We start from the raw sequence: 24,176 nt of genomic DNA on the forward strand, positions 1-24,176 counted from the left end.
CGCCGAAAGCCGAACCGACCCGCGCACCGTAACCGAGCACCGCGACATGGAAATAGTCGCGCACACCCTCCTCCTTGGCGCACTTGAGCGACAGCTCGAACAGCAGCCGGTTCAACGCGTCCGCGACCGCGTCGGCCTTGCGCCGCGGCGCCTCGCCGCCGGTCGTCGGATCCTCCATGGAGGTCGACTGGTCCAGCAGGAAGACGAAGCAGGTCGGGTTCGCCCGGCTGATCTCCACGGAATACGCCATCCGGCGCTCCCTCCCTCGTCAGGGTCTGGCCCTTCTGATGCTAACCGACCGTCAGCGAGGGCGTATCCCCGTCACGGTTATCGTTCCCGCGCATCGCAGCACGCAGAGCTCGCGCGCGGCTGCTTACGAGCCCGTTCCCGAATCCGCAGACCCGCGCGGCCATGAGTGGTCTGATTCCGCGGCAGGCGAGCCACCCGGCGCCCGTCCGGTGGGGCCGTGCGGCCGGTCCCGTCTTCCCAGAACCGAGGTCATGGCCGAAGCTGATGGTCAACGACTGACTATGGAGGCTGGCGGATGACAGCGGTGGCCCGACGGATGTGGACCCGGTTCGAGCCCTATCACGACGTGACCTACTTCACGCCGGAGTCACGCGCGGCGACCGACGCGCTCGGCTGCCGGGGCGGATGGATGGGCTACTTCGGCACGCGGGCCGCGCCGCTCGGTGCGGTGTCCGCGGAACTGGTCACCTCGGCCTTCTACAGTTTCCATCCCAGTCGCGTTCACCGAGCGCTGCCGGACGCCTGGGACGTGGCGACGCCCGAGGCGTTCCTGGAGGCGCGCCTGATCGGCGTGGACCGAGCGCTGCGCCGGCTGCTCGGGCCGGACGCACTCGACGCAGAGGCGGTGGCGCAGGCCGCGGACCTCGCCGTGGCCGCGGCCGGGTTCGCCGCCACCGCGGGTCGGCCGCTGGCCGCCGCCAACGCCCGGCTGCCCTGGCCGGACCGCCCGCACCTGGCACTGTGGCAGGCCGCGACCGTGCTGCGCGAGTCGCGCGGCGATGGTCACCTGGCCGCCCTGATCACCGCGGGGCTGGATCCTTGCGAGGCGTTGGTCTGCTTCGCCGCCGACAACGGCGTCGACCCGGACTACCTGCGGCAGGCGCGCGGTTGGCCGAGCGCGGAGTGGGAGCTCGCGGTGCACCGGCTTCAGGGACGCGGCCTGCTCGACGGTGCCGACGCCCTCACGAACGAAGGCATGGCGCTGCGGCGGTGGGTGGAGGAGCGCACCGACTCGTGCGCGATGGCGCCCTGGGAGGCTCTCGGCGAGGCGCGCACCGACCGGCTGGCCGACCTGCTTGAGCCCATGGCGCCCGCCCTGAGCGAGAACAACGACGCGAAACACCTGAACCCGTTCGGTTTGACGAGCGCTTCGATGCGCCATGGCTGACACGCCGAACGGGAAAAAGTGTGTGCCGCCGCGCCCTCGACCTGATGATCGCTTCGGGCCGGAGGACCGAGAATCAGGACACGAAGGCCATTGACCACACGATCCGGGACTCGGTGATCCGCGACCTGCGGCCCACGTTGCGACCGACCGGCGTCAGCCCCGTTTCGAACATCACGACGGAGCCGCGGCCCAGCTTGCAGCACCCGGTAGCACTGCGTGCTACCTCCCGGTACGCTGGTGGCCAGCCACCACCAAGATGACCCGTATGCCCGCTGAGGACCGACGACGCGGATTGCTCGACACCAACATCGTGATTCTCCGGGCATGGATCGATCCCGGCGAACTGCCGGACGAGATGGCTGTCACGGCGGTCACCCTCGCCGAATTGTCGGCAGGTCCGCACGAGGTGCGCAGCAACGACGAGCAGAGTGCGTATGACGCCCCGGTCGAACGAGCACGGCGTACGGACGTGCTTCAGCGCGCTGAACACGAATTCGATCCGATCCCGTTCGACACGGAAGCCGCCCGCGTCTACGGCAGGGTCACTGCCGCGGTCGTCGCAGCTGGACGCAAACCGCGCCGCCGCGCCCTCGACCTGATGATCGCTTCGATCGCCATCGCGGAAGACCTGCCGCTGTACACCACCAACCCTGACGACTTCGTCGGGCTGGAACAGCTCTTGACCATCGTTCCGGTGCGGCTCCCAGCGACCACACCGTGAACTCCTCCAGCGTCGTCAGAGTCTTGTCACGGTGTCCGTTGCGGTAGGCGGTACGGGCCTGGGTGTGCTCGTTCCACCCCGCGCCGATCCTCGCGGTGGCCTCGGCCTCGATCAGCTCCTGGAGCGTCCGTTCCGCGACACCGCGCACGAGTTCGAGTCCGTCGGCCGAACGTAGTGACTCCAGAAGGCGGTGTAGACACCGCGTCGGAAGCACGGGCGGAACAAGACCGGTAGGGGCGACGCTTCAGACGGTGTGATCCCGACCTTCGCGCTCAGTTACAGCACGCCCTTCTTCGGCGCCGATCCAGATCGTTTGGTGACGGTGGCGCGCCACGCCGAACAGTGCGGCTTCGATGCGCTGTACGTGCCCGAGCATGTCGCCATCTATCCCGGAGCACAGCTCGGCTCCTGGGACATACCGCCAACCCTGCCGTTCCCGGATCCGCTCGACATTCTGACCTTCGTCGCCGCCAACACCGAGCGGCTGTTGCTGGGCACCGGAGTTCTGCTGCTGCCGTACCACCACCCGGTGACCCTCGCCAAGCGCCTGGCAACCATCGACGTGCTGTCGCGCGGCCGCATGCGCCTGTTGACCATCGGCGTCGGGGCGCTGCGCGGAGAGGCAGCGGCGGTAGGTGTCGACTACAGCACGCGCGGCCGGCGTGCCGACGAAGCGATCGAGGTGCTGCGACGGCTGTGGGCCCAGGACGAATCCGGCGCGACGTTCCATGGCGAGTTCTTCGATCTCGAGAACGTCTTCAGCTATCCGAAGCCCGTTGCACGGGCCGGGCTCCCGATTCACATCGGCGGGTCGAGCGCAGCCGCAGCCCGGCGCGCCGGGCTGCGCGGTGACGGCTGGATGCCCGGCGGGTCGCTGCGCGACGACGAACGCGAAGCCCTGTGGCAGCTCGTCAGGACGACGGCCGAAAGAGCCGACCGCGATCCCGACGGCATCGCCTACACCCGCATGGGACACCTGGAGATGTCGACCGAGCAGGTGGAACGCCTGGCACAGCACGGAGTCACGCGCGTCGTGATCGGCGCACCTACCGGCGAGCCGGAAGAACAGTGCGCCCAGTTGACGGCCTTCGCCAAGCGATTCGGTCTCGGCGACTGAGTCCTCCAGGCCGACCGTGGTGGCGCAACCCGTGATCCGTACGCGCGACGGCCCGGTCCCGTGGCCGGGACCGGGACCGGGACCGGGACCGGGCTGAGCAAAACGCCGCGGCTACCCCGGGTCCACGATCGCTTCCAAGGAGTCTGCGATCTCCTCGCAGCCCGTCGCGTTCGCGTGGATGTTCGGTCCGACCGGAGTCAGCGTCTCTTCACACACCACGCCCGACGATCGGCAACACCGAACCGTGCCCCCGCGCACGGGCTGCCGAGCGCCCGGACTCACTCGGCGTACGGCAAGAGGCCGGTCGCGATCTGGGCGATCTCCAGCTTTCCCGTGACGACGTCGACGACGAACTGCTCCGCTGACTCCTCGTCGAGAAGCTCGCGTAACAGGTGGCCGTTGAGGCCCAGAAAGAGCCACGTGGCGTTCCAGGCGAGACGCTTGTTGCCATCGACGAGGGCGTGGTTGCGGCCGAGCGACTCCATGAGAGCCGCGGCCTTCTCCCAGATACCGGGATAAGCGTCCTGCCCGAACACGGTCGTCTTGGGGCGCGCGGCCGCGGACGCGAGCAGGCCCGCGTCACGAATCCGCACCTCGCCGTCGACGACGCGCCGCGCGACTTCGATCAGGTCGTCCACAGTCAAGTAGTCGATCACCGGGCAAGCCGCTTGTTCAGCCCCTCGCTGACCCGCAGCACCCGTTCCAGGACCTCATGCCGCCGCTGCGCACGCGCATTTACCGCGTTCATGAGCAGGTCGTGCACGTAGTCCTGCAGGCTGCGCCCTTCAAGGGCCGCCTGCGCACGAATCTGCTCGATCTCCGATTCCTCGAATCTGGCAGGGAGCATCTTCTTCGCCATACGCTCATGATAGCTCGTGCTAGCATCCGCTGTCAGACACGCCTGGGCGGGACCGTTGAGCCCACCTACACGTCGAGCACACGCGCCGGGGCTTCGCTACCGCCCGCGAACGGCCGGTCCAAGAGTCGTGAACGGCCCCGCCGCGACTGAAACCATCGCTGAGCGGGACGATGCCGCCCCGCTCAGCTGCTTGGTCCGGATGACCCGGCGGCTACCGCCGGCCCACGATCGCCTCGAACGTGTCCGCGATCTCCTCGTAGCCGGCCTTGTTCGCGTGGATGTTCGGACCCTGAGGTGCCGGCGCGCACATCCATGTCCACTGGCAGATCCGCGCGACGTTCAGCGGTACCTGCACGGTGGGCGTGAGCTGCACGAGCGGGGTGAACAGCGTGGTGTCGAAGCGCCCTGATACGTCCGCGACCGGTACGCCGAACGCCCGGTACGCGCCCTCGAGCAGCCCGTTGAACTGCTCGCTCAACTGCACCGAACCGGTCGCCTCCGCCTGCCCCGCCGGGCCGGCCAACCAGGCGGCCAGGAACGGGTCGTAGTAGTTCATCGCCGCGAACCGCACGTGCCGGCCCGCCGCCGCCTTGAGCTTGCCGAGAATCTCGGGCATGTCGGCCGCCGCGCTGCGCAACCCGGCCCCGACGCACGTGGCGTCGATGCCGGTCGCGGTCGCGCAGCCGTCGACGTTGTTGGCGCCGATGTCGATGGTGACCAGGATCCGCGCGTGCGGGTGCGCCGCGAGGAAGGACGCGGCGGCGTCCACCTGGTTGCCGTAGTCGTGCGGGAACGGGCAGCCGCCGTTCAGCATCGTCGTCGTCGTCTCGCCGGGGCAGCCGAGGTCGACGAAGTCCAGATGCCGGTTGTGCCGCCGCAGGTACGCCGCGAGGTCCATCGCATAGCCCTGATCGGTCGGAAGGCTCCGGCCCTGCGCGTCGGGCTGCACGCCGGCCGCGAGCGAGTCGCCGAGCGCCAGGTAGTAGTCGTAGTGCTGTTCGTCCCAGCCGCCGCGATGCGACGGGCTCACCGCGGCGCTGCCGCTGGTCGCGGTCGCCGGGGCCGAACTCGCCGCCGCCGGGCCGCCGATCGCGACCGCGGCGGCGAATACGCCGGTGAGCACGATGAATCGTCGGTGATCCACCCCTGCCCCCTCCTGAAGTCCTGTTGAACGCCGGTCGGCGCCCAGTAAGCCCGCAGGTTACTGACAAGTACGGCGGGAGGGAATAGCGACACACGCGCACACAGCCGCTTACACACGGCAGCCGGCTGATCGCGGCCGCTGCCCGCACCCGCACGCGCGCCAGTCGGTTAGTCTGCGCCGGTGAGCGAAGTACAGCAGGCATCGGGGGCTGAGCGCGCCGCGGCACGGGCCGAGGCGCGTTTCGACGGCGCGGCCGAACCGCTCGCCTCCGCCGGCCCGGACGCAGCGCCCGAAGACCGCGCGGTCGCGACGCCCGTGAATCCGCACGGTCAGCGGGTCAGCTGGGCCGAGCTGTTCTTCGACCTGATTTTCGTCTTCGCCGTCACCCAGGTCGCCTCGGCGGCGCAGAACGCCGTCTCGGCCGTCGCCGTCGGGCGCGCCCTCGTGCTCTTCGTGCCGTTCTGGTGGGCCTGGGTCGGGGTGTCCATCCTCTACAACGGGGTGGAGCCGACATCCAGCAGGCGGCATCTGAAAGTCTTCGCGCCCGGCTTCGGCGCGTTCATCATGTGCATCTGCGTGCCCGACGCTTACGGCGGGCGCGGTACGGTCTTCGCTTTCGCCTACCTCGGCATCAGGGCTCTGCTCGTGTTCTCGATCCGGCGGCGCGGGTTCTTCCACGACCAGTTCAACCCGTACACGGTCTCGGCTGCCGTCAGCGCACCGCTGTTCGTCGCCGGTTCGTTGACCGCGCTGCCCACCCGCGGCTGGATCTGGCTGGCCGCGGCGGCGATCGAACTGACCACTCCGACACTGCTGCGCCGGCGCCTCGACGACCTGCACTTCGACGCCTCACACCTGCCGGAGCGCTTCGGCCTGTTCGTGATCATCGCGCTCGGCGAGGTGCTGGTCGGGGTCGGCGTGCAGGAGTCGCACCAGGGCCTGGGCTGGATTGCGCTGACCGCGCTGGCGCTGGCGTTCGTCCTGAGCTGCGCGCTGTGGTGGACCTACTTCCATTTCGCCGCCCCCGCCTTGGAACACGCCTTGCGTGAGGCGCGGATCCAGTCCACGCTGGTGCGCTCCGTCTTCAGCCACGGTCACCTGGCGATAGTCACCGGGCTGATCCTCATCGCGGCCGGGCTCGCTCAGACGGTGCGCGACCCGCTGCGGCACCCCGGCGGCGTGCACGCGTACTTCCTGGCCGCCGGGACCGCCCTCTATCTGCTCAGCTTCTGCTATACCAGAGCCCGCATGTTCGGCGGCATGGGGGTCGCGCGCCTGGTCGGCGGGCTGCTCGCGACCGCGCTCGCGGCGATCGGCCCGTTCGCGCCCGCCGTCGCCACGCTCGCCGCCCTCGCCGGACTCGTGATCGCGCTCAACGCGTTCGAGGCGTGGTGGGTCGCCGGCGACCGCAGTGTCCTGATCATCCGCACCGGCCGCGGCGCGATCCCCGGCGCCTGACCGGCCCGCCCGGCCCGAGCGGGCTCAGCGCAGTTCCGCCCAGTCCAGCGCGGCCCGGCGCGGCCCGGCGCGGCCCAGCCTGGCCCAGCCCGGCCCGGCCCGGCGAACCGGGTCAGCGAACCGGGTCGGGTCAGCTGCCGGTCGCCAGGAACGCCAGCAGATCCTGGCGCGACACCACCGTGCGCGGCTTACCCTCGACCAGCACCACCGCCGCGTCCGCCTTCTCCAGCGCCGACATGAGGGCACTGATGGGTTCACCGGAGCCGACCTGCGGCAGCGGCGCCGACTTGTGGTCCCCCAGCGGATCGCTCAGCCGCGCCTGGCCCTTGAACAGCGCCTCCAGCAGGTCCCGCTCCACGACCGAGCCGACGATCTCCGCGGCCATTACCGGCGGCTCCTCCTTGACCAGCGGCATCTGGCTGACGCCGTACTCGCGCAGCGTCTCGATCGCCTGGCCGACCGTCTCGTGCGGGTGCATGTGGACCAGTTCCGGCAGCGACTCGCCCTTGCGCGCCAGCACGTCGGCGACCCTCGCCTCCTGCGAGGAGGGCGCCAGGAAACCGTAGTCGGCCATCCAGTCGTCATTGAAGATCTTCGACAGGTAGCCGCGACCCGAGTCCGGCAGCAGGACCACCACCACGTCGTCGGCCGACAAGCGCCGCGCGTAACGCAGCGCCGCGGCCACGGCCATCCCGCACGAGCCCCCGACCAGCAGGCCCTCCTCGCGGGCGAGGCGCCGCGTCATCTGGAACGAGTCCTTGTCCGAGACCGCGATCACCTCGTCGGTCAAGGTCGGGTCGTAGCACACCGGCCAGAAGTCCTCGCCCACACCCTCCACCAGGTACGGCCGCCCGGTACCACCCGAGTACACCGAGCCCTCCGGGTCCGCTCCGACGATCTTCACGCGGCCGCCCGAGACCTCCTTGAGGAAGCGGCCCGTCCCGCTGATCGTCCCGCCGGTGCCGATACCCGTGACGAAGGCGGTGATCCGCCCGTCCGTCTGCTCCCAGATCTCCGGCCCGGTCGTGTGATAGTGCGACAACGGGTTGTTGGGATTGGAGTACTGGTCCGGCTTCCAGGCGCCCGGGATCTCGCGCACCAGCCGGTCGGAGACGTTGTAGTACGAGTCGGGGTGCTCGGGAGCGACGGCTGTCGGGCACACGACCACCTCGGCACCGTAGGCCCGCAGCACGCTGATCTTGTCCTGGGAGACCTTGTCCGGGCAGACGAACACGCAGCGATATCCCTTGCGCTGCGCCGCCATCGCCAGCCCGACCCCGGTGTTGCCGCTGGTCGGTTCGACGATCGTGCCGCCCGCCTTCAGCTCGCCGGAAGACTCCGCGGCCTCGATCATCTCCAGGGCGATGCGGTCTTTCACCGAGCCACCGGGATTCATGTACTCGACCTTGGCCAGGACGGTGGCCGCCAGGCCCTGAGTAACCGAGTTCAGCTTGACCAGCGGTGTGTTGCCGACCAGGTCGATGACCGACTCGACGTAACGCATCGGGAACCTTTCGACGGGTGCGCCTTGTGGGCGGCGATCAAGAGCGGGACGATGCCACCAGGTTAGGCGCACACGCCCGGAAATCCGCCATCCGGACGAAGGTAGCCGGTATCTTCCTGTTGCGCGGCTTACTTGGATCTTCGAGACGGGGGAAGAAGAGTAGGCAACGGGGCAGAGGCAGGAGGCCACACATGGCGATGTCGAGCGCGAAGCGGGCTGTGGCCGTGGCGGCGGTGAGCGGGGGCGGGCTCACCGTGCTGACCGGGGCGTCGATCGGGCTGGTGATGGCCGAGGCGAAGTTGGCGCGCCGGGCGATCGGCCACGCCGTGGAGGTTCCGCCGCGTGCGGACGGCCTGTTCGGGGCGCACCTGGCCGCCCGCACGATCGTCACCGAACCGGCGACCGGCTACGCCCCGGCCGACGCGTCGCCCACTTCCGCCCGCTCGACGGCCGCCGACCGTGCCCGCGCGGAGGAGCGCCCGCTGCGCTTCGCCATGCTCGGCGATTCCACGGCGGCCGGTTACGGCGTGGAGCGCGCGGACCAGACCCCGGGCGCCCTGCTCGCGGTCGCTCTCGCCGCGCACGTGGGCCGGCCGCTGCTGTACGCCAACGTCGCCCGCGTCGGAGCCTGCTCCGATCGGCTCGCGGAACAGGTCGACGCGTTGCTGGCCGACGGACCCGAACACGCGCCCCAGGTCGCCACGATCATGATCGGCGCGAACGACGTCACCCATCGGCTCTCGCCGACCGAGTCGGCCGCGCATCTGCACGACGCTGTGCTCAGGCTGCGCGCGGCCGGATGCCAGGTGGTCGTCGCTACCTGTCCGGACCTGGGCACCATCCGCCCGATCCAGGTGCCGCTGCGCTGGCTGGCCCGCCGTTGGAGCCGTCGGCTCGCCGCGCTCCAGGCGCGCGCCGTGCACGAGGCCGGTGGGCGCTCGGTTCCTCTCGGCGCCCTGCTGGGCCCGGAGTTCGCGGCGCGCGCCGAACTGTTCGGGCCCGACCGCTTCCACCCCTCGGCCGAGGGCTACGCGACCGCCGCGGCGGCCGTGCTGCCCGCCCTGGCGGCCGCCGTGTGGCAGATCGCCCGCACAGGGCAGGCGGAAACGCCCGTCGCCGGCGGGATACCCGGGACCGGCCTCCCGCCCGAGGACGGCGAGCCTCCGCGGCCCGGGCCACCCACCCTTACCCGTCAGTAACTTATCGGGTAGCGTCTGCTCGGATGCGGCAGTGCGCGACCGCGCGCCGTCCGCTGCCCGAAGTCTGCCGTCGCCTGTCGCACGAAGGAGCCACCCATGCCCGAGGCAGTGATCGTCGCCACCGCGCGCACGCCGATCGGCCGCGCGTTCAAAGGCTCGCTCAAGCAACTGCGGCCGGACGACCTCGCCGCCACCGCTGTGCGCGCCGCGCTCGACAAGGTCCCGCAGCTCGACCCGCACGAGATCGACGACCTGATGCTCGGCTGCGGTCTGCCCGGCGGCGCCTCCGGCTTCAACATGGGCCGCGTCGTCGCGGTGCTGCTCGGCTACGATTTTCTGCCCGGCACCACGATCACCCGTTACTGCTCCTCCTCGCTCCAGACCACGAGGATGGCGCTGCACGCGATCCGGTCGGGCGAGGGCGACGTCTTCGTGTCGGCCGGCGTGGAGTCGGTCTCCAGCTTCGCGCTGGGCAACTCGGACAGCCTGCCTGACACGGAGAACCCCGTGTTCGCGGATGCGAAAGGCCGCACGGTCGCCCGGTCCGAGGCCGGGGCGCCGGTGTGGACCGACCCGCGCGAAGAGGGCGCGGTGCCGGACATCTACATCGCCATGGGTCAGACAGCGGAGAACCTCGCCCAGGTCCGCGGTATCACCCGCCGCGAGCAGGACGAGTTCGGGGTCCGCTCGCAGAACCTGGCCGAGAAGGCGATCGCGGACGGTTTCTGGCAGCGCGAGATCACGCCGGTCACCCTGCCCGACGGCACGGTCGTGGCGAAGGACGACGGCCCGCGCCCCGGTGTGACCATGGATGGCGTCGAAGCGCTCAAGCCGGTCTTCCGACCCGACGGCACGGTGACCGCAGGGAACTGCTGCGCTCTCAACGACGGCGCCGCGGCGCTGGTCATCATGAGCGACACCAAGGCTCGCGCGCTGGGCATCACCCCGCTCGCCCGCGTCGTCTCCACGGGCCTGACCGCGCTCTCGCCGGAGATCATGGGTCTCGGCCCGGTCGAGGCGTCCAAGCGGGCGCTGGCCAAGGCCGGCATGACGATCAACGACATCGACCTGGTCGAGATCAACGAGGCGTTCGCCGCGCAGGTGATCCCCTCGTACCGGGACCTCGGCATCGACCTGGACCGCCTCAACGTGAACGGTGGTGCCATCGCGGTCGGCCACCCGTTCGGCATGACCGGCGCGCGCATCACCACCACGCTGGTCAACTCGCTCCAGTGGCACGACAAGCAGTTCGGCCTGGAGACGATGTGCGTCGGCGGCGGGCAGGGCATGGCGCTGGTCATCGAGCGTCTTTCCTGATCGCCGCATTTCGCGTGACCGTCCCGGCCGACCGCCGGCGTCGAGCGGCCGGCGTCGAGCGGCCGGCCGGCCAGTGCGTCAACCGCTCCGTCGGTCAGCCGGGACCGACGATCCGTCAGCTACATGAGTCCGCGAAGCCGGTTCGCGGCGGCGACCGCGGCTTCGAGCACCTCGCCGGCGGCCACCCGTCCGCCTTCGACTGACCACACCGGCTCGTCGAGGTCGCCGAGCGCGCGCATCCCGGCGACCAGGTCGTGCCCAGTCACGGCGATCTGATCACCCACGATGAAATGCCCGTCGAAGGGCAGTTCCCGCCACTGCGGCGCCGTCTCGCGCGCCCGCTCCTCGACCCCTTGCGCCATGGCCGCGAGCAGTTCGGCGAACCGGTGGCCGGCCCGAGCCCGGGAACGCCCGTCGGGGAGCAGCGTGAGGAGTTTCGACTGCGGCAGCGAACGGTATGTGGCAGCAAGGAATGCAACCGCTTGAGTCAGCGGGTCGGTGCGATGGCCGGTTTCGATCACATCACCAGGCTAGGGGCTCGCTCCCCATGCCTCCAGTTCGCCACTGTACGCCACCTTCGCCGGATGTCCGGCGACCAGTTGACCAACATCAAGCGACCACCAGCCGAAAAGAACTACACGCGCAGGGCTTGCCTGACCCCTCGACGTCAGGCATTGTCGAAGTCACGAAGCGATTACGCCAAGGCTGTAACAGCCCGACAGATATGACGATCACGACAGACACGTCTGCGACAGTCACGGATAGCGCCGCGGTCGCGATTGAGGTCGCGGCTCGGCTTCGACCCGAGGTCCCCGTTGTCGCCGCCGTCCCGGCGGAGGCTGTCGCCACCATCAGCATGAGCAGCAGGCAGAGCGCAAGCGCAGCCGACCAGACCCCATCGCAGGCCGGTCGGCGGCGTCCGACGCAGTGGCCGGCTAGTTCCAGAGCCTCGGTGCTCGCCGCGGTTGCGGCCAGGACTCGGCCCGCCGCGGCTCGTCCACTTTCCAATCCAGTCGCATCGCCCGGGAGACGCCAATGTCGCTGAATCACTCGGAACAGACCCACCGGAACCTGCTCGCCCGCCTCCCCGAGGTCACGGGCCGCGCCCTCACCGACTGGTTCCACGAGGTCGAAGCCGGGCCGGCGCTCGTCCGTTTCGATGAGCGCGTGAACTGGCTGCGTGCCGAGTACAACCTGTCGCACGGTTTCGCCACCGCGATCATCCACGAGCACGACATCCGTCGCGCAAACCGCGCCTTCGCCTAGCACCCGGCAGGACCGCGCCGGGCCGAGGCCGAGCCGAGCCGAGGCCGCGAGCGCGCCTCGCCGCTCCGGCCGACCGGTGTCGAGTCGGTCGGAGTTGGGAAATACTGCGGAACGCCCAGGTTGACGCCTGACGACCGACGCCGGGAACCCGACGTGTGGTGCCGAGGTGCGGTGACCGATGCGACCAGCGATGCCGGTCGCGCGGCCAACGTTGGAGGCCTGGGACGCACGGCCCGAAGCGCGACACGCGACAGCAGCCGTCCGGCGCCCGACGTCAGTTACCGATGCGCCGACCTGACCCGCCCAGCAGCAGACCTCGGACCACTCCGCGAGCCGCTACGCTGTGTGCGTGCGCTTATGCAGCGCCCGGATGGCGGAATGGCAGACGCAGGGAGCTTAAACCTCCCGGACCGCGAGGTCGTGCGGGTTCGACCCCCGCTCCGGGCACAGGTTCTCACCTGCGGAAAAAGTCTCAACCAGTGGAGACGGACGAGCCCAAGATCGACTCTCGTCTCATTTCTAGTCTCAGTCCTCCACAATGCCCGCACCATACGGTCAGCAGCATCACGCGCGAGCCCACTCGTCACGAGGGTGTAGCGCTTGGTGACGACGAGCCCCGAGATCCCGGTCCCGCACATCGCGCCCCACCTTGCACACTTCACCGAACCTTCAAGGCCTTTCCAAGAAGTGGAACCAACGACCGTGACAGGACCACGATCATCCATGCCTTGCCGCGCTTCGCCTCGCGCGACTCTCACTTGCCACCAAGCCAATACGAGTAAGCAGCCTGCTAACCCGCTGCGGCAAGGCAAGGCCCGAGACTCGAAGGCCGGAGAGCATCGCTGCCAGCACCACCGGTCCCGAGTTGTTGCAGGGTCACGAACGAGGGACAGCGCGCATCGCGGACTCGGTGCCACTCCCGAAAGCCACTGGCCTCAGCGTTCTGAGACCTTCAACGTCATCCGCGCCCGGGAGGCGTCTGGGCAGCGCCGACCCGGAAGCGTAGCCAGACCTTCGGCGCCATCGCCTCGGGCGGTCGCTGTTCGTGCCGTGCGACCGGCGCTCATGCCGCGTCACTGACCAGGTCCGGCCGAGAACCGGACGCGTTTGCGTTTCGCGTCTGTCACGCGTATTCCGGTCGCAGTGCAGCCATACAGCCGCGTGGCCATAACACTCTGCTACGCACGGCCCTGTCGTCAGCCTTCGGGAGCGCCACCGACACGACGGTTACGCGTCGCGGCGGATGAGGAGTACGGCCGAGACCGCCAGCAGCACGAACGCCTCGGCGCCGAAGGCCAGGAGCCCGGTGACGGGGCCCGGCGCGTTGTGCGCCACTGCATAGGACGTCATCGGGACCGTCCGGACCGCCCAGGCGGTCGAGATCCAGGGCAGCAGCCACTCGGACCAGGCGCGCACGGTGCCGGTCGGAAGTTGCGTGACCAGCGGCAGCGCGAGGAAGAACAGGACGGCCAGACCGATCAGCGCCCCCGCGGTACTGCGGAATATGGCCCCCAGGGCCAAGCCGGTCAGTGCGGCTATCACCAGAATGGCTACCGCCGACACCAGTGCCCGGACGGCCGGGCCGCTCGTGAGCGCCGCGCGTGGTGCGTGATGGAAGAAGAACAGCTCACACAGCGCCACCGAGCCGGCCACGGTCAGCACGGCGCTCATCGCCGCTGCGGCTGCAAGCGCGATGGCTTTGCCGATCAGCATCGCCGCCCGGCGCGGAGTGGCGGCGAGCGTGGCACGTATGGTGCCTGAACCGTACTCGCTGGTCATCACGAGTGCGCCGAACGCGGCGAACAAGTACTGGCCGAAGATCAGTCCGGACATGCACATGTTCACCGGATCGAACTGGGTGCCGGTCCGCGAAGTGTTCCCATTCGCGATCAGCGCCGCGAAGCCCGCCGTGAGAACGCAGGCGAAGGAAAGGATTGCCGCGGTCGAGCGCAAGGTGCGCAGTTTGATCCACTCCGCTTGGGCGATGCGTCGGGCCACGCCGGACCAGGTGGCCGCCGTCCCAGGTAGCAGTGCTGTCATGACCCGCTCCTCGTGCTCAGATGATGGATGAGGTGGCCCGTCGCCCGCGGCCCCGCCGCCCGTGGCTCTGGTCATCGGCCGGCCTGGAATTCCGCGTGGCCCTCGGTGAGCCCGAAGAACGCGTCTTCGAGCGAGGCGTGACCGGACTGCAACTCGGCGAGCGGCGCGTCGGCCAGGATCCGGCCCCGGGCGATCACCAGCCCGTGCTCGGCGATCTGCGACATCTCCGTCATCAGATGGCTGGAGACCAGCACCGTGCCGCCGCCCGCCGCCCGGTCCCGGATGAGCGTGCGGGCCCACCGGATCCCGGCCGGGTCCAAGCCGTTGAGCGGCTCGTCGAGCAGCAGGGCCGGAGGATCGCCCAGCAGCGCGGCGGCGATGCCGAGCCGCTGCTTCATGCCCAGGGAGAAACCACGGACGCGCTCGCGGGCGACCGCGGACAGGCCGGTGATCTCCAGCACCTCGTCGACCCGACGCGCAGGGATGCCGTTGCCGGCGGCCAGCCAGCGCAGATGGTCGCAAGCCCGGCGGCCCGGGTGCGCGGCTGAGCCGTCGAGCAGTGCGCCGACCGCGGTCAGCGGGGTGCGTAGCCGGTAGTAAGGGCGGCCGTCGACGAGCACCCGGCCTCCGCTTGGCTTGTCGAGGCCGAGGATCAGCCGCAGCGTGGTGGTCTTGCCCGCGCCGTTCGGCCCGATCAGCGCGGTGACCCGCCCGGGCGGCAGGGCGAAGCTCACCTTGTCGACAGCCGTCTTCCCGCCGAACCTCTTGGTCGCATCTATCAGCTCGATCACGGGACCTCCCGAACGTTCAGGTAACTACATCGTCTCGCGTAGTACGCAGAACGTACTATTGGCTGCCCCAAGCGTCAACCGGATACGACCGGACTTAGGCGCCCACGCGGGGGGATACGCTCTTGTGCGGCCGGTTCGGTCGGGTATAGTCGAGACATTCCTACTATTCGACTCGATAGATCGGCACCCGTAATAGCGGGTGGAGAAGTGGAGGGCAAGTGGAGTTCACCGAGCCAGTGGTGCTGGTGCTGAGCAGCCTGGCGGGCGGGCCCAAGCACGGCTACGCACTCGCCCGTGACATCGAGTCGTTCGCGGGCGTCACGCTCGGCCCGGGCACCCTGTACGGCGCGATCAGCCGGCTGGAGAAACACGGGTGGATCGAGGCGCTGCCCACCGACGACCGTCGCCAGCCCTACCGGATCACCGCACCCGGAGCCGCGGCCCTGGCCGAGCGCCTCACCGCGATGCAGAAGGTGGCGAGCGCGGGACTCAGCCGCCTGGCGCTCAGGCCGGCCCGGTGACCGGCCGCTGGCTGGCCGCGCTGATCCGCGCCTATCCGCCCGGATGGCGCCGGCGGTTCGGCCGGGAACTGGAAACGCTCGTCGAGGACCTGGCCGGCGACGGTCGCCCGCCACTTTCCGTTGCTCTCAACATCCTGCGCGGCGCCGCCGCCGCATGGCTGACTGACAGGAGGACTGCGTTGCCCGATCGGACCACCGCGCTGCTGGCGGTGCTGTGGAGCTGGGTCTGTTTCGCCGCGACCGCGGCCTGGTTCGGCAAGAACGCAGGCGAGTACCCGTCTGCCGCACTGGCGCAATCGGTCGGCAATACGCACCCCGGCCTTGCCATCACCACGGATTTGCTGCTGGTCGCGGGGATCATCGGCATCGTGATCACCCTCGTCGCTGCCGTCCCGTTCGCAGTCGCCTCGGTGCGGCGGGCCGTCGCCGAGCGCAGCCGGGCCACCCTGGCGCTGATCGCCACCCCGCCCACCACGGTCATCGTCTGGCTGGCCGGGCTGAAACTGGCCAACACCGCCGCCGCCGGCAGCACCACACGGTTCGTGGCGGTGTCCGTCTGGCTGCTGGCCGGGGTGCTCGGTATCGCCGCGTCGACCTTGGCGGTCGGCAAAGTCGTCGCCAGGGGCGGCTATCCGGACTGGACCTGGCGGGTCGGCCTGGCCGCCGCCGCCGCAGTGACCGTAGTGATGGCGGCGGGCGCCGGCGCCACCTTCGCCTGGGGTCTGGCAGCGCGGCCGGTACGGCCCGGCCCGGACGGCGGGGCCATCGGCTGGATCATCGTGGTGGCGAGCATGATGCTCACCACGCTGCGCGCCGTCTGGGCGCTGGCGAGCCTGCGCGGCCGCCGGCGAGCCACCGCGGCCTGACCCCGGCCGTCCTCCCCCACGGCGAAAGCATCCCAGCCGGTCCAGCCGTCCGGCGGCGGCCTCATGGCGAGCGCGCGTAGTCGGCGGAGGTCTGTCATGGTTCTGCTGTGAGCTTCTTCGATTCGTTCCCGCAGCCGCCGCCTCCGGAGCCGGCGCCGGAGCCGCCGCGCCCGGCGTGGATGAAGCCGGAGTTCGTGGTGCCCGGGTCGGTGGCCGCGGACTTGGTGCTGGTGCGGACCGACGAGGTCGCCGTGACGCTCGGATTGCTGCGCGCCTACACCACAGGGTTCGAGTTCACGGTGGACACCCGCTCTCGCCGCCGTGGGCAGCACCACCGCATCGGCGCAGGGCCCCGGCGCTACCTGATGCAGATGCAGGGCACTGATACCGAGGACCGCCTTCGCGTGGGCCTTGAGTTCTCCGACGGCCGCCGCGCCGAGCTCGGCGCACCGCGCCCGCATCCCGACCAGGTCACAGCGGACACGCTCGTCGTGCACCCGTGCGGCGGCGGGGGCAGCGACCGCAGCTCGCACGAGCGGTATTGGGTGTACCCGCTGCCGACTCCCGGACCGCTGTCGTTCATCGCCACCTGGCCGGCGTTCGGCATCACCGAAGCGCGGATCGAACTTGAGGCCGAGGCGGTCCTCTCGGCTGCCGCGCGCGCGATCGTGCTGTGGCCAGAGGCCCCGGGCCGGCCACTCGGCGAGGCGACGATGGGCGTCGTGACAGCGGGCCGTGTCGAGCGCGGGGATGACGAAACCGGCGCGCGGCCGCGTACCTGACGTCCGGGGCCGGGCATGAGTATACCGGCCACTCGCGCGGCAGCCCGGCACGCACGGAGTCGGACGCCGCCGGATATCGTCAAGAGGCCGCGGGCAGACTGCGGACCTCGTCGGCTCGGTTAACCTCGTCGCCCTGCCCGAGACAGTCGCCCTGCCCGAGACAGTCGCCCTGCCCGAGATAGTCGCCCTGCCCGAGATAGTCGCCCTGCCCGAGATAGTCGTCACAGACGCAGGTGATCGCGGCCCAGATCGCCGCCGGCGCCGCGCCCTCGGCGAGGTCCTTGAGGCATTGGCACGTCGTCAGGCGCCCGTGGTCCTCACACAACACGATTCCGGCGACACGCAGGACGGCGGCGAGGGCCACCGCATCCAGCCGCGCGTTCGCCGCGACGACCTGGTCCACGAGAGCTGCGCCGACGACCGTGCGTTTGACCGCTGAACGGGCGCTCTCGCGGACAAGGACGCTGCCGCAGTCCGCCTCCGGGTCGATGCGGGTGAGGTTGCGCGCCGCCGTGGCGAGCCGCTTGCAGTGCGCAGCGCGCCATGCCGCGTGGACCTCGGTCCAGAAGCCTTCACCCAAGTGCCGCGTGAACCGCTCCCTGACCGTCTCGCGCCAGGACTGCGTGGCCAGTTCGTGCACCACGTCGATCGCGGTTCGGTCGTGGGTGATCTCCCACTGGATCGCCTCGCGCCCGCCGTGCAGCGCAAGGCCGCCCGCGCCCTTCGCGCTCCGCGCCGAGAACTCGGCTCCGGCGCCGAACCCGCGCTCCATGGCCCGGCGGTATCGCCGGCTTCGCTGCTTCGTCGCGCTCATAATCGGATAGTCGTCGCAGACGTCTGCTGAGTCATCCGGCGCACTGCTGCGTCACGGGGGCGATGGAGGACACATGGCCAGCTCAGGCGGACGCGGGCGCACGAGGGCGCACGCATCGGGGCACTCGACTCAGCGCTCTTCGGCGCGGTACCGCACGGCCTGATTCAGACATGACCGGACAGCCCGAAGCCCGAAGCCCGAAGCCCGAAACAGCATCGACCCGGCCAGGTGCCGGATCGGCTGTATGCGAGCACTGCGTCAGGGGACGGTCGGATGGCTCCGACCGTCCCCTGCTGCGATATGGCGGTTCGGCGGTTGCCCAGCCGCCGCGTCATGCCGCCAGCTGCTACGGGTGCGTTTTATAGTGCTCGCGCCAGACAAGCCGGTACACCGGGATGAGCCGCGGGATCCTGCGCAGGCCCGGGATGAACGGCACCAGCAGGAACACGGCGGTGAGCACCGCCATGACCGCCCAGACCAGGGCATCGCCGTTCGGCGAGTGGTCGAAGGGCGAGACCTGGTAGAAGAACGAGTCCGGGATCAGCCAGACCTGGCCGGGATAGTTGTCGACCTCGTTCGTCATGCCCCACTGATCACCCGCCAGGTGCTGCTGCTCACCCGCGGCAGCCAGATCCGAACCGTCGGCGAGGAACATCAGCGGCAGGGTGTAGTCGCTGTGATAGAAGCCGCTCTCGGCCGACAGGGTGGCGTCGAGCGAACCCGACTTCGCCTGCGCGAGCAGCTGGCTCAGCAGCACCGGCACCGGTCCGTAGCCGCCCGGCGTGACCTTGGCCGGGTCGTCCCCCGCCTTGTCCAGCGCCGTGGAGTACGCGTCGGTCCAGGCGCCGCGCTGATCGTCCGAGGCGGACATGTACGTGCCGAGAGCCGCACGTACGTCCGGGCTCTGCGTCGCCTGCTCCAGCGGAGTGAGCACGAAGGCCTGCGCCGTGTCGATCGCATGGGTGACACCGACGGTCTTGGCCAGCGCGAAGGGGCCGATCTTCTGCCCGTCCGCAGCGGTGTTGTACGGCGGGCCGTAGCCGGCGGTGTCGCTGGAGCCGTCGAGTTCGGCCAGCGCGGTCGCGGTGAAGTCGCCCGGATCCGCCTTCGCCCACGAGGCGACGGACATCGACTTCTCGTCCGGTGAGGAGAAGACCGCGGCGAGCAGCAGCGTGAGCACCGTGACGCCGACGAGCGCCACGACGAACTCCTTGACCAGGTCGTAGGGCCTGGAGCCGAAGGAGCTCGGGTCCGGTTCCGCGGCTTCCCGCGGCCAGCGGCTCACGACCGGTCTCCCGCCGCGCCGGCGCGCGCGATCGGCGGCACCACGCCGCGCCTGCGCACGAGCAGGATGTGCAAGAGCACGACGAGCGCGACCACGATGGGGAACAACGCCACGTGCCACAGCATCATCTGGCCGAAGTCCATCACGTTGAAGTACGCCCCGACGCCGATCGCGTTCAGGCCGTCCTTGGCCTGGGTGGAGATCCACTGCGCGTCGAAGTTCTGCTGGATCAGGTACCCGGTCAGCGCGGTGGTCGCGCAGGCGATGAACGAGACCGCCCCGGTGATCCATGTCAGCGCGCGCCGGCCGCGCCAGGCGGCCATGAAGAACTTGCCGATCAGGTGCACGGACATGAACACCATGAGCAGCTCGACGCTCCACAGGTGGACGCTGTTGAAGTAGTGGCCGACGGCGGAGGTGTGCCACCAGTCCGGGCCGCGCACACTGAGCACGATGCCGCTGCCGACCACGACGAGCAGCGCCGTGAGGGTGAGCACCCCGAACACGTATATCCAGGAGGCCACGTAGGACGGCTGCTCATCCGGCAGCAGCTTCGCCGGGGGCAGGTTGCGCTCCATGCCGCGGCGCAGTGACCCGGTCCAGCCCCCGGTCGGCCGGGTTCTGACAAGCTGCTCGGTCATCCGCGGTCACGTCCCTTCGGGAACGGCAGCAACAGCGCGGCGATGAGCGCGAGCACGATCACCGCGACCATCACGACGTTCGCCACCGAGAAGTGGAAGATGCCCCAACCGACGTAGTGCCCGGGTCCGTTGAGGTTCACGGGTGCGGCGACGGCTGCGGCCAGCGGTGCGCCCGTCATCGCGCAGCCCCCCTCAGCGAGTCCGGGCCGACGATCGTCGCACCGGCTGTGCGCGGACATGCCGGGTGCGATCCGGCCCGGCCTCGGTGCGCGGCGGCGGCCGGCACGCACCTGTATTCCCGCACACCAAATGGAATGCTTCTATTCACGCTGTATTCCTTCGACAGCTCGGCGGTTACGCACGAAGCGACTCCCGCGACGGCACGCAGCCACGGCAGCTGCACCGGCCGTCCGCGCAAAAGCACGCAAGACGATTGTGGGTATCACTCATCGCCGGAATGGATAGCGCGTTAACCGGTTTCCAGTCCGGGCGTGGCTATCACTGCTCCGGGATGCGTGGGATCCGGACCACGGCGGTGTGGTCCGGTGATGTGCGCACAGGTCCCGAAAAGGAGGGCAGCACCTTTCGCAGGACACTGCTGCGTACGGTAAGCGATCAGATCATGGTCCGTCAAGAACACTCACGCCTCTTTCATGAGAAACCGTCAGCGGCGGTCCACACGGCCCGGGAAGCAGAAAGAATAGTGACGGAAGTTTCCCATGTTACAGATGTGACACTAAATGGAGAATGTTTTCCGAAACGTTTCAAAGATTTCTTCGATCCGGCGAGCACATCGGAACGAAATCTTGCGGCCGTCTCTCGGCTCTGCTACGGCACGGACTCACGAAGATTCGCCCGGCCGGGCACGGAACCGGCGGCGCGGTCCGACCGTCCAAGTGACGTCCGCCGGGCGCATCAGGAGGGTGAGATGTCATCGCTGGCCAGGGTTCACCGAGGTTTCGCAGCACGGTATGCGCTCGTCTGCGCACTCTTCGCGGCGCTGATCGCAGGGTGCGGATCAACCACGGCCAGCACCGGCGTCTCGGCGGGCGCGGCCACGGACACGTCGTCAGCCGCGAGCGTGCTCGTCGTGCGCGACGACGCGAACGGCAAGACGCTGGACGTTCCGGCCGGCTCGACCGTCCAACTGATCCTGGCCAGCTCCTACTGGCACGTCGCCGGATCGTCGGCGCCGGCCGTGCTGCGGCAGGACGGCGCCACGAGGGTCCTGCCACGTCCGAGTACGTGCCCGAACATCCCGGGTCTCGGCTGCGCGCCCGTGCAGACCCAGTTCACGGCCCTCACTCCCGGTACGGCTTCGATCACGGCCGATCGCACGACGTGCGGCGAGGCGCGCAACTGCCCGCCGGGCCAGCAGCACTTCGCGGTGACCGTCGTCGTGCAATAGCGTCGCGCCGGCTTACCGCAGCGGCACGTACCCGAGATCGATCGGTGCGGGCGCGGCCGGCGCTTCACGCAGCACGGCGGTGACGAGCGCGGGCAGTTGCGGCGGCAGGAGCAGTTCGGGAAAGTCCGCCAGTTCCTGTGGCATCCACCAACGCCACCGCAGGATCCTGTCGGCGGTGTGCATCGCGGCCAGGTCGCCGGACAACTCACGTCGGGGCCCGCGTGCAAGAAAGATGTGCTCATGTTGGCGCACAGGCACGCCGGCTCGTGTGTAGTCGTGCACCCACGTGCACAACAGCGGCCCCGGCTCCAGGTCGCTCCAGCCGGTCTCCTCGCGCAGTTCGCGCACCGCCCCCTCTCTCGGCGTCTCCCCGGCCTCCAGGCCTCCGCCGGGCGTCGTCCAGTGCAGTCCGATCTCGTCATCGTCGTACCGGAACAGGAACACGGCGCCGTCAGGTGCGACGACGAGCAGACGGGCGGCCGTCCGTAAGGTTCGCATCCGGCCAATTTAGCGACGCCGCTCGACGACACGGGCAGGTGGGACGCGGGGTTCACGGCCGACGGCCGACGGCCCACGGCGCAGGTCGCGGGGTGTTACGTGTCGGAGGCGTGTCGTAAGCTGCACACGACATTGAGGGGAATTACATGTCCAGGCGTGGTTGGCTGCTGTTCGCGCTGATGTCCGTGATCTGGGGCATACCGTACCTGTTCATCAAGATCGCGCTGGAGGGCGTCAGCGCGCCGTTCCTGGTGCTCTCCCGCACCGCCATCGGCGCCGCGATTCTGTTGCCGATCGCGCTGCGGCGCGGGATGGTCCGCCCCGCTCTGCGCGCGTGGCGGCCGCTGCTCGCCTTCGCCGTGCTGGAGATCGGCGGGCCCTGGCTGCTGCTCAACGACGCCGAGCAGCACATCAGCAGCAGCCTGGCCGGCCTGCTGATCGCCGCGGTGCCGCTCGTCGGCACCCTGGTCACCTGGCGCCTGGGCGACCATTCGGCGCTCGATCCGCGCCGGCTGCTCGGCCTGCTGATCGGCATGTGCGGCGTGGCCGCGGTCGTGGGTCTCGACGTCGGCTCGGCCTCCCCGCTGCGCATGGGCGAGGTGCTGCTCGTCGCGGTCGGCTACGCGGTCGCGCCGATCATCGCGGACCGCAGGCTGAAGGAGGTGCCGACGCTGGCGGTCATCTCGTTGTCGCTGACCGGCGTGGCGCTGGCCTATGTGCCGGCCGCGATCGTGACCAGCCCGCACGCGTGGCCGCACGCGAACGTGATCGGCGCGATCCTCACGCTCGGCCTGGTGTGCACCGCGGCCGCCTTCCTGCTTTTCTTCCGGCTGATCGCCGAGGCCGGGCCGGTGCGTTCGATGGTCATCACGTTCATCAACCCCGCCGTGGCCGTGCTGCTGGGCATGGCGGTGCTCGACGAGCGGTTCACCGCGGGGGTCGCGGTCGGATTCCCGCTGGTTCTGCTCGGCAGTTGGCTGTCCACGCTCAAATCGACGCCGCGTGAGCGGGCGGACGACCGGGTGCCGGCGCTGGAAGAGGAAGTCGCCGGCAGCCGGTGATGGCGCCGCCCGCGATCACCGGGCGAAAGTGAGCTGCGAGACACCGAGGTAACCGGTGGCGAAACCGGCTTCGCAGTAGGCGAGATAGAAACGCCAGGTGCGATGGAAGACCTCGTCGAAGCCGAGGGCGCTGACCGCCGGCCAGTGCGCCTCGAAGCGGTTGCGCCAGGTGCGCAGCGTGCGCGCGTAGTCCTCGCCGAAGTCGAGGCGGCGCACCAGGCGCAACCGGGTCCGCGCGCGCAGCGCCTGCTCGATCGCGGGCACCGAGGGGATCAGACCGCCCGGGAAGATGTACTTGTGGATCCACGTGTACGTCCTGCGGGTGGCCAGCATCCGCTGGTGGGACATGGTGATCGACTGCACGGCCGCGCGGCCGCCGGGGGCCAGCAGCCGGTCGATCGACTCGAAGTAGTCCGGCCAGTAGCGCTCGCCGACCGCCTCGATCATCTCCACCGAGACGATCGCGTCATACCCCGGGGCGCCGCGCGGCGGTCCGACCTCGCGGTAGTCGGCAAGGCGCACCTCGATCCGTTCGCCGAGGCCGGCCGCGGCGATCCTCTCCTGCGCGAGCGCCTTCTGCTCCTTCGACAGCGTCAGCGTGGTGACATGGGCTCCGCGCTCCCCCGCCGCGCGCATCGCCAGGGCGCCCCAGCCCGAACCGATCTCCAGCACGTTCGAGCCCTCCCGCACCCCGGCCGCGTCGAGAATCGAGTCGATCTTGCGCAGCTGCGCCCGGTGCAGCGCCCGCGCCTCGTCGTCGGACTCGTCGCCTCCCGCGGGCGCCCCGCCGTAGAGCGCGCTGGAGTACGTCATCGACTCGTCGAGGAATAGTTCGAACAGATCATTCGACAGGTCGTAGTGCCGCTCGATGTTGCGCCGGGCGTTGACCGGGTCGCCGTCCTCCTCGGAGGGGAGACGAGCCACGTAGAGGCCGCGCAGCTTCTGCAGCGGTCGCGGCACCAGGTCGGCGACGCGCCTGGCGAAGGCGCCGAGCACCGCCGCCAGGTCGTCCGCGTCCCAGGCCCCGGTCTGGTAGGACTCGCCGAAGCCGATCAGGCCGTGCGCGCCGACCCGGGCGAAGAACTCATGCGGACGGTGCAGCGTCATCGTCGCGGAGCGCTCGTCCCCGCCGCCGCCGAGCCGCCGTCCGCCCGGGCCGAGGACGCGCACCGGAAGGTGGGCGACGGCCTGTGCGAAGATCCTGCGCGCCAGCCTGGCCGTCACTCCGGCGGGCGGCACCTGGCCGAGGTCCGGCCAGCGCTGCGGGTCCAGCGCGAACGCGGACCCCGGTTCAACAACAGTCACAGCAACATAATGCGGCGCGGCGCGTTCGGCCGCAGCAAAGTGCATTCGAACATCCGGGTGTTGTTGGGCGGCCGGCCACGCGAAACGGCCGCGCAGCGCGCCGGTCGACGCACTGCGCGGCCGCCCGCGGACGGCTCGTCCGTCCGGAGACCCGACCGGCGG

At 69.9% G+C, this 24,176-nt stretch carries 25 protein-coding genes, 1 tRNA gene and 2 pseudogenes; 13 read left to right on the forward strand and 15 right to left on the reverse strand.

Features of this window, described 5'->3' with window-relative positions; translation table 11 throughout:
- Positions 1-250, reverse strand: a pseudogene (locus tag KGA66_RS19145) (VWA domain-containing protein); the annotation flags it as partial.
- A gap of 294 nt (positions 251-544) precedes the next feature.
- On the opposite strand from KGA66_RS19145, the gene KGA66_RS19150 reads away from it, so the two are divergent.
- Positions 545-1,417 carry an SCO6745 family protein gene (locus KGA66_RS19150; protein ID WP_211469534.1) on the forward strand — a complete coding sequence of 291 codons (873 nt, stop codon included), beginning with the start codon at positions 545-547 and terminating at the stop codon, positions 1,415-1,417.
- A gap of 265 nt (positions 1,418-1,682) precedes the next feature.
- The gene (locus tag KGA66_RS30285) at positions 1,683-2,138 is read left to right on the forward strand and encodes a type II toxin-antitoxin system VapC family toxin (protein ID WP_246508104.1); all 456 of its coding nucleotides are present in this window, start codon (positions 1,683-1,685) and stop codon (positions 2,136-2,138) included.
- Between the two features lie 10 nt (positions 2,139-2,148).
- On the opposite strand, the pseudogene KGA66_RS32160 reads toward KGA66_RS30285, so the two are convergent.
- Positions 2,149-2,352 (reverse strand): annotated as a pseudogene (locus KGA66_RS32160) (transposase); the annotation flags it as partial.
- A 42-nt stretch (positions 2,353-2,394) separates the two neighbouring features.
- Here KGA66_RS32160 and KGA66_RS19165 point away from each other — a divergent pair.
- A complete protein-coding gene (locus KGA66_RS19165) occupies positions 2,395-3,255 on the forward strand; it encodes a TIGR03619 family F420-dependent LLM class oxidoreductase (protein ID WP_369015905.1) in 861 nt (286 codons plus the stop codon).
- A 278-nt stretch (positions 3,256-3,533) separates the two neighbouring features.
- On the opposite strand, the gene KGA66_RS19170 is transcribed toward KGA66_RS19165, so the two are convergent.
- From KGA66_RS19170 to KGA66_RS19180, 3 genes are all read right to left on the reverse strand, one after another.
- A complete protein-coding gene (locus KGA66_RS19170) occupies positions 3,534-3,908 on the reverse strand; it encodes a type II toxin-antitoxin system death-on-curing family toxin (RefSeq protein WP_211469564.1) in 375 nt (124 codons plus the stop codon).
- Positions 3,908-4,114, reverse strand: coding sequence for a hypothetical protein (locus KGA66_RS19175; RefSeq protein WP_211469538.1), 207 nt, complete (start codon positions 4,112-4,114; stop codon positions 3,908-3,910). The genes KGA66_RS19170 and KGA66_RS19175 overlap by 1 nt, the downstream gene beginning before the upstream one ends.
- Before the next feature lie 211 nt (positions 4,115-4,325).
- A complete protein-coding gene (locus KGA66_RS19180) occupies positions 4,326-5,258 on the reverse strand; it encodes an SGNH/GDSL hydrolase family protein (protein WP_211469539.1) in 933 nt (310 codons plus the stop codon).
- A gap of 180 nt (positions 5,259-5,438) precedes the next feature.
- Between KGA66_RS19180 and KGA66_RS19185 the strand changes: the two genes are divergently transcribed.
- On the forward strand, positions 5,439-6,716 hold the full coding sequence (locus KGA66_RS19185) for a low temperature requirement protein A (RefSeq protein WP_211469540.1): 1,278 nt from the start codon (positions 5,439-5,441) through the stop codon (positions 6,714-6,716).
- A 130-nt stretch (positions 6,717-6,846) separates the two neighbouring features.
- Here the strand turns inward: KGA66_RS19185 and KGA66_RS19190 are convergent, their stop codons facing one another.
- The gene (locus KGA66_RS19190) at positions 6,847-8,220 is read right to left on the reverse strand and encodes a cystathionine beta-synthase (RefSeq protein WP_211469541.1); all 1,374 of its coding nucleotides are present in this window, start codon (positions 8,218-8,220) and stop codon (positions 6,847-6,849) included.
- Between the two features lie 191 nt (positions 8,221-8,411).
- On the opposite strand from KGA66_RS19190, the gene KGA66_RS19195 reads away from it, so the two are divergent.
- Together KGA66_RS19195 and KGA66_RS19200 are read left to right on the forward strand one after the other, a co-directional pair.
- Positions 8,412-9,419 (forward strand): SGNH/GDSL hydrolase family protein, encoded by a 1,008-nt coding sequence (locus KGA66_RS19195; protein ID WP_211469542.1) that lies wholly within the window; start codon positions 8,412-8,414, stop codon positions 9,417-9,419.
- Positions 9,420-9,515: 96 nt separating this feature from the next.
- A complete protein-coding gene (locus KGA66_RS19200; protein ID WP_211469543.1) occupies positions 9,516-10,736 on the forward strand; it encodes an acetyl-CoA C-acetyltransferase in 1,221 nt (406 codons plus the stop codon).
- 119 nt (positions 10,737-10,855) lie between these two features.
- Here the strand turns inward: KGA66_RS19200 and KGA66_RS19205 are convergent, their stop codons facing one another.
- On the reverse strand, positions 10,856-11,257 hold the full coding sequence (locus tag KGA66_RS19205) for a hypothetical protein (protein ID WP_211469544.1): 402 nt from the start codon (positions 11,255-11,257) through the stop codon (positions 10,856-10,858).
- Between the two features lie 514 nt (positions 11,258-11,771).
- On the opposite strand from KGA66_RS19205, the gene KGA66_RS19210 reads away from it, so the two are divergent.
- A complete protein-coding gene (locus KGA66_RS19210) occupies positions 11,772-12,002 on the forward strand; it encodes a DUF4287 domain-containing protein (protein WP_211469545.1) in 231 nt (76 codons plus the stop codon).
- 364 nt (positions 12,003-12,366) lie between these two features.
- Positions 12,367-12,449: transfer RNA gene (locus KGA66_RS19215), tRNA-Leu, on the forward strand.
- A gap of 780 nt (positions 12,450-13,229) precedes the next feature.
- On the opposite strand, the gene KGA66_RS19220 is transcribed toward KGA66_RS19215, so the two are convergent.
- Both KGA66_RS19220 and KGA66_RS19225 read right to left on the reverse strand, forming a co-directional pair.
- Positions 13,230-14,042, reverse strand: coding sequence for an ABC transporter permease (locus tag KGA66_RS19220; protein ID WP_211469546.1), 813 nt, complete (start codon positions 14,040-14,042; stop codon positions 13,230-13,232).
- Positions 14,043-14,113: 71 nt separating this feature from the next.
- Positions 14,114-14,833 carry an ABC transporter ATP-binding protein gene (locus KGA66_RS19225; protein ID WP_211469547.1) on the reverse strand — a complete coding sequence of 240 codons (720 nt, stop codon included), beginning with the start codon at positions 14,831-14,833 and terminating at the stop codon, positions 14,114-14,116.
- Between the two features lie 218 nt (positions 14,834-15,051).
- On the opposite strand from KGA66_RS19225, the gene KGA66_RS19230 reads away from it, so the two are divergent.
- The 3 genes from KGA66_RS19230 to KGA66_RS19240 all read left to right on the forward strand — a co-directional run bounded on the left by KGA66_RS19230 (position 15,052) and on the right by KGA66_RS19240 (position 17,002).
- The gene (locus KGA66_RS19230) at positions 15,052-15,354 is read left to right on the forward strand and encodes a PadR family transcriptional regulator (protein WP_211469548.1); all 303 of its coding nucleotides are present in this window, start codon (positions 15,052-15,054) and stop codon (positions 15,352-15,354) included.
- On the forward strand, positions 15,351-16,220 hold the full coding sequence (locus KGA66_RS19235) for a hypothetical protein (RefSeq protein WP_211469549.1): 870 nt from the start codon (positions 15,351-15,353) through the stop codon (positions 16,218-16,220). Before KGA66_RS19230 ends, KGA66_RS19235 begins: the two co-directional genes overlap by 4 nt.
- A gap of 107 nt (positions 16,221-16,327) precedes the next feature.
- Positions 16,328-17,002, forward strand: coding sequence for a hypothetical protein (locus KGA66_RS19240; RefSeq protein ID WP_211469550.1), 675 nt, complete (start codon positions 16,328-16,330; stop codon positions 17,000-17,002).
- A gap of 79 nt (positions 17,003-17,081) precedes the next feature.
- Here the strand turns inward: KGA66_RS19240 and KGA66_RS19245 are convergent, their stop codons facing one another.
- The 4 genes from KGA66_RS19245 to KGA66_RS19260 form a co-directional block, all read right to left on the reverse strand.
- The gene (locus tag KGA66_RS19245) at positions 17,082-17,816 is read right to left on the reverse strand and encodes a hypothetical protein (RefSeq protein ID WP_211469551.1); all 735 of its coding nucleotides are present in this window, start codon (positions 17,814-17,816) and stop codon (positions 17,082-17,084) included.
- 346 nt (positions 17,817-18,162) lie between these two features.
- Positions 18,163-19,101, reverse strand: coding sequence for a hypothetical protein (locus KGA66_RS19250; protein WP_211469552.1), 939 nt, complete (start codon positions 19,099-19,101; stop codon positions 18,163-18,165).
- A complete protein-coding gene (locus KGA66_RS19255; RefSeq protein WP_211469553.1) occupies positions 19,098-19,742 on the reverse strand; it encodes a cytochrome b N-terminal domain-containing protein in 645 nt (214 codons plus the stop codon). Before KGA66_RS19255 ends, KGA66_RS19250 begins: the two co-directional genes overlap by 4 nt.
- Positions 19,739-19,921 carry a hypothetical protein gene (locus KGA66_RS19260; protein ID WP_211469554.1) on the reverse strand — a complete coding sequence of 61 codons (183 nt, stop codon included), beginning with the start codon at positions 19,919-19,921 and terminating at the stop codon, positions 19,739-19,741. The genes KGA66_RS19255 and KGA66_RS19260 overlap by 4 nt, the downstream gene beginning before the upstream one ends.
- A 749-nt stretch (positions 19,922-20,670) precedes the next feature.
- Here KGA66_RS19260 and KGA66_RS19265 point away from each other — a divergent pair.
- Positions 20,671-21,150 carry a hypothetical protein gene (locus tag KGA66_RS19265; protein ID WP_211469555.1) on the forward strand — a complete coding sequence of 160 codons (480 nt, stop codon included), beginning with the start codon at positions 20,671-20,673 and terminating at the stop codon, positions 21,148-21,150.
- A 12-nt stretch (positions 21,151-21,162) separates the two neighbouring features.
- On the opposite strand, the gene KGA66_RS19270 is transcribed toward KGA66_RS19265, so the two are convergent.
- Positions 21,163-21,648 carry an NUDIX hydrolase gene (locus tag KGA66_RS19270; RefSeq protein ID WP_211469556.1) on the reverse strand — a complete coding sequence of 162 codons (486 nt, stop codon included), beginning with the start codon at positions 21,646-21,648 and terminating at the stop codon, positions 21,163-21,165.
- 146 nt (positions 21,649-21,794) lie between these two features.
- Here KGA66_RS19270 and KGA66_RS19275 point away from each other — a divergent pair, with 146 nt between their 5' ends.
- Positions 21,795-22,709 (forward strand): DMT family transporter, encoded by a 915-nt coding sequence (locus tag KGA66_RS19275; protein ID WP_211469557.1) that lies wholly within the window; start codon positions 21,795-21,797, stop codon positions 22,707-22,709.
- A 15-nt stretch (positions 22,710-22,724) separates the two neighbouring features.
- On the opposite strand, the gene KGA66_RS19280 is transcribed toward KGA66_RS19275, so the two are convergent.
- The gene (locus KGA66_RS19280; RefSeq protein WP_211469558.1) at positions 22,725-24,059 is read right to left on the reverse strand and encodes a class I SAM-dependent methyltransferase; all 1,335 of its coding nucleotides are present in this window, start codon (positions 24,057-24,059) and stop codon (positions 22,725-22,727) included.
- Positions 24,060-24,176: the final 117 nt, after the last annotated feature.

It is taken from the genome of Actinocrinis puniceicyclus (assembly GCF_018283645.1).
GTDB lineage: Bacteria > Actinomycetota > Actinomycetes > Streptomycetales > Catenulisporaceae > Actinocrinis > Actinocrinis puniceicyclus.

Coding starts and splice junctions, on each gene's coding strand:
- KGA66_RS19150 (WP_211469534.1), top strand. CDS start 545: ATGACAGCGGTGGCCCGACGGATGTGGACCCGGTTCGAGCCCTATCAC.
- KGA66_RS30285 (WP_246508104.1), top strand. CDS start 1,683: ATGCCCGCTGAGGACCGACGACGCGGATTGCTCGACACCAACATCGTG.
- KGA66_RS19175 (WP_211469538.1), bottom strand. CDS start 4,114: ATGGCGAAGAAGATGCTCCCTGCCAGATTCGAGGAATCGGAGATCGAG.
- KGA66_RS19190 (WP_211469541.1), bottom strand. CDS start 8,220: ATGCGTTACGTCGAGTCGGTCATCGACCTGGTCGGCAACACACCGCTG.
- KGA66_RS19195 (WP_211469542.1), top strand. CDS start 8,412: ATGGCGATGTCGAGCGCGAAGCGGGCTGTGGCCGTGGCGGCGGTGAGC.
- KGA66_RS19200 (WP_211469543.1), top strand. CDS start 9,516: ATGCCCGAGGCAGTGATCGTCGCCACCGCGCGCACGCCGATCGGCCGC.
- KGA66_RS19210 (WP_211469545.1), top strand. CDS start 11,772: ATGTCGCTGAATCACTCGGAACAGACCCACCGGAACCTGCTCGCCCGC.
- KGA66_RS19220 (WP_211469546.1), bottom strand. CDS start 14,042: ATGACAGCACTGCTACCTGGGACGGCGGCCACCTGGTCCGGCGTGGCC.
- KGA66_RS19245 (WP_211469551.1), bottom strand. CDS start 17,816: ATGAGCGCGACGAAGCAGCGAAGCCGGCGATACCGCCGGGCCATGGAG.
- KGA66_RS19255 (WP_211469553.1), bottom strand. CDS start 19,742: ATGACCGAGCAGCTTGTCAGAACCCGGCCGACCGGGGGCTGGACCGGG.
- KGA66_RS19260 (WP_211469554.1), bottom strand. CDS start 19,921: ATGACGGGCGCACCGCTGGCCGCAGCCGTCGCCGCACCCGTGAACCTC.
- KGA66_RS19265 (WP_211469555.1), top strand. CDS start 20,671: ATGTCATCGCTGGCCAGGGTTCACCGAGGTTTCGCAGCACGGTATGCG.
- KGA66_RS19270 (WP_211469556.1), bottom strand. CDS start 21,648: ATGCGAACCTTACGGACGGCCGCCCGTCTGCTCGTCGTCGCACCTGAC.
- KGA66_RS19275 (WP_211469557.1), top strand. CDS start 21,795: ATGTCCAGGCGTGGTTGGCTGCTGTTCGCGCTGATGTCCGTGATCTGG.
- KGA66_RS19280 (WP_211469558.1), bottom strand. CDS start 24,059: ATGCACTTTGCTGCGGCCGAACGCGCCGCGCCGCATTATGTTGCTGTG.